Source organism: Rhodanobacter lindaniclasticus (assembly GCF_004799035.1).
GTDB classification, from domain to species: domain Bacteria; phylum Pseudomonadota; class Gammaproteobacteria; order Xanthomonadales; family Rhodanobacteraceae; genus Rhodanobacter; species Rhodanobacter lindaniclasticus.
This window is the reverse complement of sequence record NZ_MWIO01000013.1, coordinates 211541-223862: the sequence shown is the minus strand read 5'-3', so window position 1 is coordinate 223862 and position 12322 is coordinate 211541. Positions and strand designations below refer to the sequence as shown.

7 protein-coding genes are annotated in these 12322 nt (G+C 66.2%); 1 reads left to right on the top strand and 6 read right to left on the bottom strand.

Annotated elements, in window-relative coordinates:
- Positions 1-6: 6 nt before the first annotated feature.
- From B1991_RS04435 to B1991_RS04410, 6 genes are all read right to left on the bottom strand, one after another.
- Complete coding sequence (locus B1991_RS04435; RefSeq protein WP_136257485.1) at positions 7-231, bottom strand: hypothetical protein; 225 nt, start codon at positions 229-231, stop codon at positions 7-9.
- Between the two features lie 66 nt (positions 232-297).
- Positions 298-960 (bottom strand): RDD family protein, encoded by a 663-nt coding sequence (locus B1991_RS04430; protein ID WP_136257506.1) that lies wholly within the window; start codon positions 958-960, stop codon positions 298-300.
- A gap of 445 nt (positions 961-1405) precedes the next feature.
- Positions 1406-3757 carry a glycoside hydrolase family 31 protein gene (locus B1991_RS04425; protein WP_246031048.1) on the bottom strand — a complete coding sequence of 784 codons (2352 nt, stop codon included), beginning with the start codon at positions 3755-3757 and terminating at the stop codon, positions 1406-1408.
- Between the two features lie 205 nt (positions 3758-3962).
- Positions 3963-5549 carry an alpha-amylase family glycosyl hydrolase gene (locus B1991_RS04420; protein WP_136257484.1) on the bottom strand — a complete coding sequence of 529 codons (1587 nt, stop codon included), beginning with the start codon at positions 5547-5549 and terminating at the stop codon, positions 3963-3965.
- A gap of 120 nt (positions 5550-5669) precedes the next feature.
- Entirely contained in the window at positions 5670-7178 is a 1509-nt protein-coding gene (locus B1991_RS04415; RefSeq protein ID WP_136257483.1) for a tryptophan halogenase family protein, read from the bottom strand.
- 116 nt (positions 7179-7294) lie between these two features.
- The gene (locus tag B1991_RS04410) at positions 7295-10216 is read right to left on the bottom strand and encodes a TonB-dependent receptor (protein ID WP_136257482.1); all 2922 of its coding nucleotides are present in this window, start codon (positions 10214-10216) and stop codon (positions 7295-7297) included.
- A gap of 475 nt (positions 10217-10691) precedes the next feature.
- On the opposite strand from B1991_RS04410, the gene B1991_RS04405 reads away from it, so the two are divergent.
- The gene (locus tag B1991_RS04405; RefSeq protein ID WP_136257481.1) at positions 10692-12314 is read left to right on the top strand and encodes an alpha-glucosidase family protein; all 1623 of its coding nucleotides are present in this window, start codon (positions 10692-10694) and stop codon (positions 12312-12314) included.
- Positions 12315-12322: the final 8 nt, after the last annotated feature.

Here is a 12322-nt window from a genome sequence, read left to right as displayed (position 1 = left end):
AATAAATCAGAGCATCCCTAAGCAAATTGCCTTGTCGAGTATTGGCCTGTCTGGCGCAGAATAGTGTCTGGAAGCAAGAACACCAATTGCAGCTATGGCTTGCTGGTCTAGCTGCAGGAGCTTGTCCGCTGCATTTTCCTCCCCGTAAGCCGCCAATTCCCTGGCCAAGTCGCGAGGATTGAAATTGACCGCGGAGCGCGCGCCAGCGAGCACTTTTTCGGGATCGAGCATGATTGTTCCGATGAGGCCTAACGCCGGAATTGAGCGGCGGCGTAGCCGTCCGCCTCGAATGAGTGGTTAGGCGGCGCCTACAGTGCCGATAACAACGAGAATGAAAAACAACAAAAACGCTATGACGGCAAAAATTATACGTACCGGCCCGATGCGATCATGAACAACGGTGAAGCCATCATCTCTGTCCCACGTGGTGATGCCAGTTTTCGTAAGGTTTCCGTGCGCCACTATGAGCGTGATAAGACTTGCAATTGGGAATCCAATGCCAAGGCCACGCCACCATACCTTGAAGCTTCTGGAGATTGCTGCGGAATAACTCGGCTTTCCGCCTGACGGGGCGACAAGACGTGTCTTAAAGAGCCACTTTCCAGGCGTGGTGCCCATTGTGGATAGAAGAAGTGACTCGATGAAGACCCAAAAAAAGATGACGGCAACACCAAACAATTGGTCGCTGCCTGGTTGGTCGAGTGCGTGAGGAGCGGCTACGCCCACCGTGATGCCGACGACGATCGCAGCCACGTAGATATCGAACATGCGTGCCCAGTAGCGCACCCAAGGGCGAACCTGATTCGCAGGTGGGGCCATGACCGAAACGGGTGGAGGCGTTGAGGACGCAGTGGCTGCGCCAACTGGCGGTGCGCTTGCGAGAACAGACATTTGAGTGCCGCAATGCCCACAAAATGCCGCCTCCGCAACTGCTTCATTCCCGCATTTAACGCAGAACATTCAGAACCCCCTGTAAAGCCTAACGCTCAGTAGCCCCCGAAAGTGAGGTGTTGCGCCGAGTATGCGGCGGTGCGGGTGCTCGCACAAGCGAGGCATTCTTGCGCCGGATCATGGGCTTGCGGATGGTGGGCGGAACTTGGTGCGGGCCCTTTTCGTTGTTATCAGCAACTTTTCGGGCGGTATGAATTACCGGTGCACATATGAGGGTGTAACGGCGTAAACGCTGTGACTGTTCCGGCGCAAGCGGTGTGCGCTCCGTTTCCGTGCATTGGATCGCGGCCGCTGCGGGGCGGCCGGGACTTCCGGCGTGGTGACGCCACTCCTGCAGAGGCGAAAGCTCGACTGCTCGCTTTGCGGGGAACCCGGTTGGCCGATCCCTCGACCGCTGGGGCAGGTGCTTCGCGGAGGTGGCGTGTGGAGCTCGCCGCGTGCGGGCGCCGCGCGTTTACCGCCCCTCGTGCAGCGTGATCGTCACGCTCTTGCCGGCGGGCAGGCGCACCCATGTGACGGCGCCGAAGCGGTCGTGGCCGCTGGCCCAGCCGGGAGTGGTGGCGCCTTGCAGACCGGCCGTGTCGGCTTGCGTGGCCAGCGGCTTGCCGTCCAGGCTGACGTTCTGCGCGGCGTAGCCGTGGATCTTCAACAGGTAGCTGCGCAGCGCCGGCCGGAAACTGCCCTCGGGTAGGGCGGTCGTGAAGATCACGGTGTCGCCGTGTTGCTGCAGGGACAGCGACTGGCGGAAGTACGCGCCGTGTTCGTAGGCGTAGGTGCTGCCGTCGTCGTCGTAGTAGTCGAAGCTGGTGCGCTGGTCGGTGGGGAAGGCGTCGAGCGAGATTTCGGTGACGGGTTTCTGGCCGACGTAGTCCTGCACCGCCTGGGTCGGGACGATGGCGCCTTCACGCACGAACAGCGGGATGTCGCTCCAGCGGGTGGCGTCCACTGCCAGGGTAATGGTCTGGCCGCCGGCGTAGGACTTGCCGGTGAACCAGTCGAGCCAGGTGCCGGCGGGCAGGTAGATGTGTTTTTCGGTCTGGCCTTGCTGCACTACCGGCGAGACCAGCAGGTAATCGCCGAACAGCCAGCTGTCGACGTCGTTGGCGACCTTCGGATCGTGCGGCCAGTCGAACAGCAGCGGACGCACCAGGCCGACGCCGTCGACGTGGCGGGCGTACTCGTAGCTGTAGATGTAGGGGATCAGCGCGTAGCGCAGGCGGATCGCCGCGGTGGCGGATTTCTCGGCGACGGGGCCGTAGACCCAGGGCTGGCGTTTTTCGTCGAACGCGCCGTGCACGCGGAAGATCGGGGTGAACGCGCCGAACTGGATCCAGCGTGCGTAGTTCTCGTTCGACGGGTGGCCCTTGAAGCCGCCGCCGTCCATGCCCCATTGCATGGCGCCGACGTTGATCGCACTGAGCATGCGCGCGCGCTGGCCGGCCATGCTGGCGAAGCCGGTGTCGATGTCGCCCGACCAGAGGCCGTAGGCGTAGCGCTGCGAGCCAAGCCAGAAGTTGCGGTTGACCGACCACACGCGCAGCTTGCTCTGCGCGCGCTGTGCCTCATACAAGGCACGCTGCATGTTCATGAACTCGGTGTCGCTGCCGGTGGTGTCGGCCTCGTCGTTCCACCAGCCGACGATGCCTTGGTCGAAGCCGTACTTCATCGCCAGCTCGGCGAACCAGGTGCGCGCGGCGGGGATGTCGAAGTCGATGTTCTTCACCGGCTTGTGCGAGAAGTAGTCGTCGCTGACTTTCTCGCCCGGCACCCAGAAATCGTGCTCCGTCGCGTAACGTCCCTCCACCGTGTCGACATGGAGGCGCGGCTTCATGATGCCGGTGAGCTGGATGCCGCGCGCGTGCAGCTGTTTCGCCAGCGCGCCGCCGGGGCCGTCGGGGAACTTGGCGGGGTTCCAGCGGAACTCGCCGTAGTTGTCCTCGCCCCAGGCCTTCCAGTCGAAATCGAGGGTGAAGTTGTCGATCGGGATGTGCCTGGCGCGGTAGGTGTCGACGATCTGCAGGAGTTCCTTCTGGTCGATGCCCCACTGGCTGTTGGTGAAGCCCATCGCCCATTTCGGGAACAGCGGCGTGTGGCCGCTCAAGTCGGCGACCGCGGCGAAGATCGCCTTGGGCGCGCCGACGATCACGTAGACACCCAGCGGCGTCGCCTCGGGTGCGGCGATGTCGATGCTGGCGGGCGCCAGCATGAAGTGGCCGCCGTCGATGTCGGCCAGCACGGCGTAGCCGGCGGTGCTCCATGCCAGCGGCGCGCCGGCCCAGCCCTGCTCGCCGGCCTTGGCCTCCAGCTTGCCCTGGCGCAGCATGCCGGCGCCGACATCGCTGGTGAAGGCGTCGTAGCCGCTGACGCCATACATCGGATCGCCGGCCGCGTGGCCGAGGCTGAGCTTGCCGTGCGCCAGCGCGCTGACGTCGGCGATGTGCAGCAGCACGTGGTCCTGCGCGTCGGCGATGGACAGGCTGTGCGCGGCGCGATCGTAGCGCACGTTCACCTGCGGCGAGTCGAGCGTGAGCGCCGTGGTCGCTTCGCCGGTGCCGGTCGGCGCGGATGCGAGCGCGGGGTCGATCACCATCGAACGTGCCGGCGACTTGCCGTCGACGAGCGCGCTCAGGTGCACGACGTTGGCGGCGGGCAGGGTGATGCGCACACCGCCGGTGTCGGTGGGGATGTCGATGCGCTCACTCGTTGTCGAGGAGGTGGTGGGTGCCTTGGCCATGGCCGGGACGGCTGGGGCGAGCGCGAGCATCGTGGCGAAGATGCCGGCGAGCAGGGCGGACGATCGGATCATGAGTGGGCTCCGCAGTGGGGTCGGTGCAGGCTTGCGTTCGCGTGGGAGCCATGTCCCTCCCGCAGGAGCCCGCTCGCGTGCGATGCGCTTGGGCCGGAATTCGGGATTCGGCCCTTCGACAAGCTCAGGATGGCGGGTTCGGGATCCGGCAAAGCCAGAGCATCGCCCGCGAGCGGGCTCCTGCCGTGGTGGCGGTTCTCGCGATTCACTTGGTGCTGGCCGATGCCGGTTGCAGCACCGCCGAGCCGTACGACGGCAGGTGCAGCACACCTTGCGCCAGCGTAGTCGCGTCCTCGGTACGGGCGCGCACGCCGGCATAGCGTTGCAGGTCGTGCGCAGCGAGCCGGATGGTTTGCGCGCTGCCGGACAGGTTGTGCACCACCAGCACTGCACCGTGCGCATCGCGCAGCTCCCACGCGATTAATTGCGGGTTGCCCAAGTCGCGCGTGGTCAGCGCGCCATCACGCAAGGCGCCGATGTGACGGCGCCAGCCGATCAGTTCGCGATAGCGCGTCAGCAGGGAGTGCGGATCATCCTGCTGCGCTTGCACGGTGATGTCCGGGCCGTCGCCGGCACTGAAAGCCTTCCAGTGCGTCTGGTCGGTGCCTTGCGGGTCGCGATACCAGCGCATCGGCTCGCGCAGGTCGGGGTCGGGCTTATTGCCGCGCATGCCGAGTTCTTCGCCGTAGTAGATGAACGGCTCGCCGGGCAGCGTGAGCAGCATCGCGGCGGCAATGCGCATCTGCTGCGGGTTGTCGTGCAGCTGGCTCATCACGCGTTCCTGGTCGTGGTTGGACAGGAACGGCACGTCCACGCCGTACTTGCCGGTGACCGCGTGATAGGCCTGCGTGGTGCCGTCGAGCAGCGCGGGCAGCTTGCCGGCCTGGCCGCTGCGGGCGCTTTCGATCAGCTGCACGGCCAGCGGAAAGTTGAACACGCCGCTGAGCGGCTTGAACCACGGCGCCAGCTCGGCCTCGGTGTCGCGGGTGACCTCGCCGACGACATAGGCCTGCGGGTCGACGCTGTCGATGCCATGGCGGAACTCGCTCCACCAGGCGAGGTTCTTCGCCAGGATCTTCGGGTCGTGGCGCTGGCTCTCGAAGTCGTAATAGACGTGCTGGGCCGCGTCGAGGCGAAAGCCGTCGACGCCGCGCTTCAACCAGAACCGGCCGATGTCGATCATCTCCTTGCGCACGGCCGGGTTGTCGAAGTTCAGGTCCGGCATCTGGTCGACGAAGATGCCGAGATAGTGCTGTTTGCCCAGCGCGTGCCACGCGGGCGAACCGGTGGCGCTGATCGCGTCGAGATCGGTGTGCTGGTTCGACCACTGGTACCAGTCGTGGTACGGGCTGGCCGGATCGCGCGCGGCCTTGAACCACGGGTGCTCGCTGCTGCTGTGGTTGATCACCAGGTCCATGATGATCCTGATGCCGCGCTTGTGCGCCTCGGCCAGGAGGCGGTCGAAGTCGGCCAGGGTGCCGTACTCGGGGTTGATGCCGCGGTAGTCGGTGACGTCGTAGCCGTGGTAGCTGGGCGAGGGATTGATCGGCATCAGCCAGATGCCGCTGACGCCCAGCGATTGCAGGTAATCGAGTTTCGCGGTGACACCGTTCAAGTCGCCGATGCCGTCGCCGTTGGTATCGACCCAGCTGCGCACGAAGATCTCGTACCACACGCCGGAGGATGCCGCAGGCGCATCACCGGACATCTCCGGTGACGTCGCCTGCAACGGGCTGGTGATGGCAAGCAGGGCGACCAGGCCGAACAGGGCGTAGCGCAGGCGTGTAGACATGGGTGAATCTCCTCGCTGGATCAGCAACAGCTGGCGGGCAGTGCCCGCCCTACGGCGCGATGGTGGTAGGGCGGGCATTGCCCGCCGGATCTTCTGCATCAACCCCATGGTCTTGCTCAATCATGAGTCACCTGCGCGGCAATGGTCGGCGACGAAGCGGGCGTGGTCGGGCATGCTGGCGGCAGCGCGGCCGACCAGGGTGCGGATGTCGGTGAGGAATCCATCCAGCTGCGCCGTGCCCAGCGCGTCGGCGAGCGGGTGATAGGCCTGCGGCTCGATGCGCTGGCCGATCATCACCTGCAGCCAGGCGACCTCGGTGAACAGCTCCTCGCGCTCGCGGAAGATCTGGCCGTGGCCACGGAACAGCGCGAGCTTGCGCGCCAGTCCGGGCGGAATGTCCATGGCCGCGCATTGGCGCCAGAACGGCGTGTCGTCGCGCTCGGTGGCCTTGTAATGCAGGATCAGGAAATCGCGGATGCTCTCGTATTCGAAACGGGTCTGGCGGTTGTATTCGTCGACCAGCACCGGATCGCATTGGCGGTCGGGGAACATCGCCAGCAGCCGGCTGATGCCGGACTGGATCAGGTGGATGCTGGTCGATTCCAGCGGCTCCATGAAGCCGGCGGCGAGGCCCAGCGCCACGCAGTTGCGTTGCCATGCCTTGCGCCGCATGCCGGTGGTGAAGCGCAGCGGGCGCGGCTCGCCCAGCGGCTCGCCGTCGAGGTGGGCCAGCAGGGTCGCGGCCGCTTCGTCGTCGCCCATGTGCGCGCTGGCGTAGACCAGGCCGTTGCCGGTGCGGTGCTGCAGCGGCACGCGCCATTGCCAGCCGGCCGCGCGCGCGGTGGCGCGGGTGTAGGGCCACAGCGGCTCGCTGCGCGCGCAGGCCACGGCCATCGCGCGGTCGCAGGGCAACCAGTGCTGCCAGCTTTCGTAGCCGGCGTGCAGCGCGCCCTCGATCAGCAGGCCGCGGAAGCCCGAGCAGTCGACGAACAGATCGCCCTCGATCGTCTCGCCGCTGGCCAGCCGCACCGATTCGATGAAGCCGTCGCCCTCGCGCAGCCTGACCTCGACCACCTTGCCCTCGGTGCGTTGCACCACCGCCGGGTCGCAGCGCTTGCGCAGGTACTGGCCGTAGAGCCCGGCGTCGAAATGGTAGGCGTACTTGATGCCGCCCAGCGGCGTGTCGCCGACTTTCTCCATGCGCGCGAAGCGGTGCTCGTTCGCCGCCTGCGTGTTGAGCGAATACGCCCACAGGTCGCTGGCCGGATCGCGCCGGCGCTCGCGCAGCCAGTAATGGTGGAAGCCGATCAGGCCCAGCGGCAGGCCGATGTCGCTGAAGGCGTGCAGGTAGGAATCGCCCAGCCGCCCGAAATCGTTCAACTGCACGCCGAGCTTGAAGGTGCCCTGGGTGGCGCGCAGCATGTCGTCCTCGTCGATGCCGAGGAAGGTGTTGATGTGGCGGATCTGCGGGATGGTGGCCTCGCCCACGCCGACGATGCCGATTTCGTCGGACTCGACCAGGCGGATCCGCACCGCCTTGCCCAGTGCCCGCGCGAGCAGCGCGGCAGCCATCCAGCCGGCCGTGCCGCCGCCGACGATCACCACGCGTTGGATCGGTTGCGCCTGCATGCCCTCGTTCCCAGTCCGTCTCCCGGCGTTCAGTAACCCGCCCGGTCGCCCCTGTCAAAAAAAGGCCCCGTTGAATCCATCCAACGGGGCCCGCAGGGGAGCAGGTGTGTGCTCGTTTACTGGAACTTGTACGAGACGCCGATATCGTAGCGGCGGCCGTAACGCTCCCACGTCAGCACCTGCCGCGGGTCGTTGTTCTGGTAGGTGATGAAGGTCTTGTTGGAGAGGTTGGAACCCTGTGCGATCAGGGTCAGGCCCTTCAGCGCACCGCTCTCGAACGTGTAGCTGACCTGCGCGTCGTAGGTGCTGCCGCCCTGGATGGTCTGCTCGATGCGCGAGGCGCTGATGCCCGACACCTCGCCCAGGAAGCTGGAGCGGTAGCTGTCGCTGACGCGGGCCTCGAAGCCGTCGTGCTGGTAGTACAGCGTGCCGTTGGCGACCCACTTGGACAGGCCCGGCACCGTGATCGGGTTGCTGTTGCCGGCATACACCAGCGAGCTGGCGGTGCGGTTGCCGGTGAAGATCACGCCCAGGCCGTCGAGCGACGGGGTCAGCAGGTTGAACGGCAGGTTCAAGGTGACCTGCGCGCCCTTCACGTAGCCGTGGCCGTCGTTGGTCGGGCCGGAGACGGTGCCCAGGGTGGTGCCGAGCTGGGCCTGCTGGTCCGGGGTCAGGCCGAACGGCAGGAACGAGGCGAAGTCGTACAGGTAGGCCGCGTTCGGGTTGATGTAGTCGCTCAGCTTCAGGTAGTAGCCCGACAGCGCGAAGTAGCCGCCGCCGCCGCTGCGGCAGATGTCCGAGTTCTTCGCGTCGGTGGCCTTGCACTCGTAGCCGTTGCCGCCGGAGAAGTAGTGCTCGTAGCTGACGTTGTAGTTGTCGGCCATGGTCGGCTTGAGCTTGGCGTTGCCGCCGGAGGCGCTGAAGTAGGCCTGGTTCGGGTCGGTGCTGGTCAGGTGGGTGATGTCGCCGCTGACGCCGAGGCTGGCGTTCATCTGGTCCATGCGCGGGCGGGCCAGGGTGCGCGCGGCGCTCACGCGCAGGTCGTCATTGCTGCCGAAGCCGAAGATCAGGTTGGCGCTGGGCAGGACCTTGTTGTAGCTGGTGCTGCCCACCACCGGGATCAGCGTGATCGCGTTGCCGGTGATCGCGCTGCCCGGCGCCACGCGCTCGCCCACCGCGCGCTGCGAGGTGTGCTGGCCCTGCACGCCGAAGTTGCCGCGCAGGCTGACGTCGCCGAGGTAGGTATCCAGGTTGAACTGGAAGTACGGGGTGAGCGTCTTCTCGCGCACCTTCCAGTTCGGCGGCATCGACAGCGAGGAGCCGAAGGTAGGCACGCTGACCAGGGTGCCGCTGGCGAGCAGGCTGAACGGGTCGTAGCAGGTCTGCGCGCCCACGCCCATCCACGACAACGGGCTGCAGCTGGTGCCGGTGAACGGTGCGGTCAGCACGGCGTTGCCGCCGCTGATCGTGCCGCCGCCCAGGGTCAGGAAGCTCTGGTCGATGTGGTAGGTCTTGTCGCGCGTGCTGTGCGCCACGCCGAACTCCACGCTGGAGAACGGACCGCTGGAGAAGCTGCGCTCCACCGCCAGGTGCAGGTTGGCCAGGTAGTCGACCGTGTGCGGCGCGTTGATGAAGCCGGCCTGCACCACGTCGTTGCCGCCGCCCCAGCCCTGCGGGTCGGTCAGCACCATGCCGCTGCCGTAATCCAGCGAGGGGTTGACGTAGAACAGGCCGTCGTTGCGCTCGAAGAAGGCCAGGCTGTCGCGGGCGCCGTTGTTCGCGCCGAAGTCGCTGCCGGAATAGCTTTCGAGGTTGATGTCGTCACGCGTGGCGCGCGAATAGTTCGCGTTGGCGTCGATCGACCAGTCCTCGTTGATGGTGAACTTGTTGTCCCAGTTGAAGTTGTAGACCCGCGCGCTGGTGCTGTTGTAGTCGTTGCGGATGACCGCCTTGACGCCGTCGTAGGTGCCGCTCTGCACGAAGTCGTTCTGCACGTTGCTGCCGGGCGCCAGCGTGGCGTTGCCCCAGAACAGCGGGAACTCCATGCCCTTGGCCTGCTGCACTTCCTTGAAGTTGTCGTAGGTGAGGTCGACGGTGCCGGTGTAGTGGTCGTTGGGCTGCCACTGCACGGTGGCCAGCACGCCGCGGCGCTTCATCGTGTCGGAGATGCCGTAGTTCTTCGAGCCGCCGATCACGGCATTGCCGTCGGCGTCGCTCGGGTAGCCCCAGGGTGCCTGGTGCTGGATCTGCGCGGGGTTGGATTCGATGTCCACGCCCAACGTGACGCCGATCGTGTGGTCGGCGAACTGGTTCACCCACACGCCGTTGAGGTTGTAGCCCTTGTCGCTGACGCCGCGGCCGTCGGACAGCTGCGACATGCCGTCCCAGATGTAGTGCGCGTTCACCGCCGCTTCGGGGCCGCTCTTTTCCAGCGGGCGGATGGTGTGCATGTCCACCGTGCCGGTGAGGCCCTGGCCGATCAGGTTGGCCTGCGGGGTCAGGTGCACCACCACGTTGTCGAACCAGCTCGACGGATACTGGTCGAACTGCACGTCGCGGTTGTTGGAGGTGGATACCTGCTGGCCGCCGTTGATCAGCGCGGTGGAGAAGTCCGGGCCCAGGCCGTGGATGGTCAGCACCTGCGGGCGACCGCTGACGGTCTGCACGGCCAGGCCGGGCAGGCGGCCGAGCGTGTCGGCGATGCTGACGCCGGGCAGCTTGCCGATCTGTTCGGCCGAGACGGCCTCGACGATGCTGCTGGCGTTGCGCTTGAGCGCGGTGGAGTTCTCGATGCTGCTGATGAAGCCGCTGACCTCGACGGTCTGCAGCTGCTTGGCGTTGTCCTTGGCGGACCGGCGGCGGTCCTTGTCGACCTTGGTGTCGGTCGCGGACGCATCCTGAGTCTGGGCGTCCTGGGTTTGAGTGTCCTGCGCGGCGGTTGCGCTCCCGGCCAGCGGGGTGGCCGCGTGGGCGGGAATGAATGCGCAGAAACCGACCGACGCCAGCGCCAAGGCAAGCACGTTGTGTTTGAGTATCACCGTTGTCCCCTCCCAGGGTGCTGCAAGTCTTTTTGATGATCGTGATGGTGGCCGGAATGTTGTAGCCGGCTTCCGCCGGACACACGGCGACCGATTCCGTGATGCCGATGTTAGGACGGCTGCGCGAGGGCGAGCCGTTCATGCATACGTATTCATTCTGTTGCGGCGCGTCGCAAAGCATTTCGCCGCGTTGCCGGTGCTCGCGCCGGGCGGCACCGACGCGATATTCGCGCCGCGGGCGGAATTTCCCTGAAAACGGCGGTGCGGCGCGGTGCGAGGCGAGCCGGGTGGGTTTGCGTTTGGACGTCCATACGCTCGACGCCAGGGTCATGTTGCAAAGCGACAGCCGGCGTCCATGAATACGTATGCACGATCGCGGCGGGTTCGAACGCAGCCGTTAAGCTGCCTGCCAGGCCCGACGGCAACGCGCTTCTGCGCGCGCTGTCACGCGGGCGACAACGGCATGGACAGGCGAATGAGCGAGACCCCGTGGTGGCGTGGCGCCATCATCTACCAGATCTACCCGCGCAGCTTCCTCGACACCGACGGTGACGGGGTGGGCGACCTGCCGGGCATCGTCGAACGGCTCGACTACGTGGCCGGGCTGGGCGTGGATGCGATCTGGGTGGCGCCGTTCTTCAAGTCGCCGATGGCGGATTTCGGCTACGACATCGCCGACTACCGCGAGGTCGACCCGCTGTTCGGCACGCTGGAGGATTTCGACCGTCTGCTGCACAAGGCGCACGGGCTCGGCTTGAAGGTGATGATCGACCAGGTGCTCAGCCACACTTCGGCCGAGCATGCGTGGTTCCGCGAAAGCCGGCAGAGCCGCGACAACTCCAAGTCCGACTGGTACGTGTGGGCCGACGCGCGGCCCGACGGCACGCCGCCGAACAACTGGCTGTCGCTGTTCGGCGGCAGTGCGTGGCAGTGGGAGCCGCGCCGCGGCCAGTACTACCTGCACAACTTCCTCGCCTCGCAGCCGGACCTGAACTTCCACAATCCCGAGGTGCGCGCGGCCACGCTGGACAACGTGCGCTTCTGGCTGGACAAGGGCGTGGACGGCGTGCGCCTGGATGCGATCAACTTCTGCTTCCACGACCGCCAGCTGCGCGACAACCCGGCCAAGCCCAGCGAGCGCCGCGTGGGCCGCGGCTTCAGCCCGGCCAACCCGTACGCGTTCCAGTACCACTACTACAACAACACGCAGCCGGAGAACCTGGGTTTCCTGGCCGAACTGCGCAAGCTGATGGACGGCTATGCCGACGTGGCCGCGCTGGGCGAGATCTCCTCGGAGGATTCGCTGGCCACGATGGCCGAGTACACCATGCACGGCCGCCTGCACATGGGCTACAGCTTCGAGCTGCTCACCGAGGATTTCAGCGCGGCGCACATCCGCGACACGGTACGCCAGCTGGAAGCGCAGATGACCGAAGGCTGGCCGTGCTGGGCGATCTCCAATCATGATGTGGAGCGCGTGCTCAGTCGCTGGGGCAACGGCGACGCCTCGGCGCAGCTGGCCAATCTGTTCACCGCGATGGTCTGCTCGCTGCGCGGTTCGGTGTGCATTTACCAGGGCGAGGAACTGGGGCTGACCGAAGCGGACGTGCCCTATGAATCGTTGCGCGACCCGTACGGCATCGCGTTCTGGCCGCAGTTCAAGGGCCGCGACGGCTGCCGCACGCCGATGCCGTGGAGCGACGCGGACGCACAGGCCGGTTTCAGCCACGGCATGCCGTGGCTGCCCGTGCCCGAGGAACATCGCGCCCGCGCCGTGGCGCAACAGCAGGACAACCCGCAATCCGTGCTCAACGGCTTCCGCACCTTCATGCGCTGGCGCCAGGCGCATCCGGCGCTGCGCTGGGGCGACATGGCCTTTCTGGAAACGCCCGAGCCGATCCTCGCCTTCACCCGTCGACTGCAGGGCCAGACGCTGCTGGTCGTGTTCAACCTCGGCACCTCAACCGTCGAGGTGACCTTGCCGGCGCTGCCAGGTGCCCCGGTCGCACTCGACGGTCACGGCCTGCAAGCCGGCACGATGCAGGACGGCAAGCTGCAACTGCCCGGTCACGGAGCGTGGTTCGCCCGGCTGGGTTGATGGCGCGG

Coding starts and splice junctions, on each gene's coding strand:
- B1991_RS04435 (WP_136257485.1), bottom strand. CDS start 231: ATGCTCGATCCCGAAAAAGTGCTCGCTGGCGCGCGCTCCGCGGTCAAT.
- B1991_RS04430 (WP_136257506.1), bottom strand. CDS start 960: ATGTTCTGCGTTAAATGCGGGAATGAAGCAGTTGCGGAGGCGGCATTT.
- B1991_RS04425 (WP_246031048.1), bottom strand. CDS start 3,757: ATGATCCGATCGTCCGCCCTGCTCGCCGGCATCTTCGCCACGATGCTC.
- B1991_RS04420 (WP_136257484.1), bottom strand. CDS start 5,549: ATGTCTACACGCCTGCGCTACGCCCTGTTCGGCCTGGTCGCCCTGCTT.
- B1991_RS04415 (WP_136257483.1), bottom strand. CDS start 7,178: ATGCAGGCGCAACCGATCCAACGCGTGGTGATCGTCGGCGGCGGCACG.
- B1991_RS04405 (WP_136257481.1), top strand. CDS start 10,692: ATGAGCGAGACCCCGTGGTGGCGTGGCGCCATCATCTACCAGATCTAC.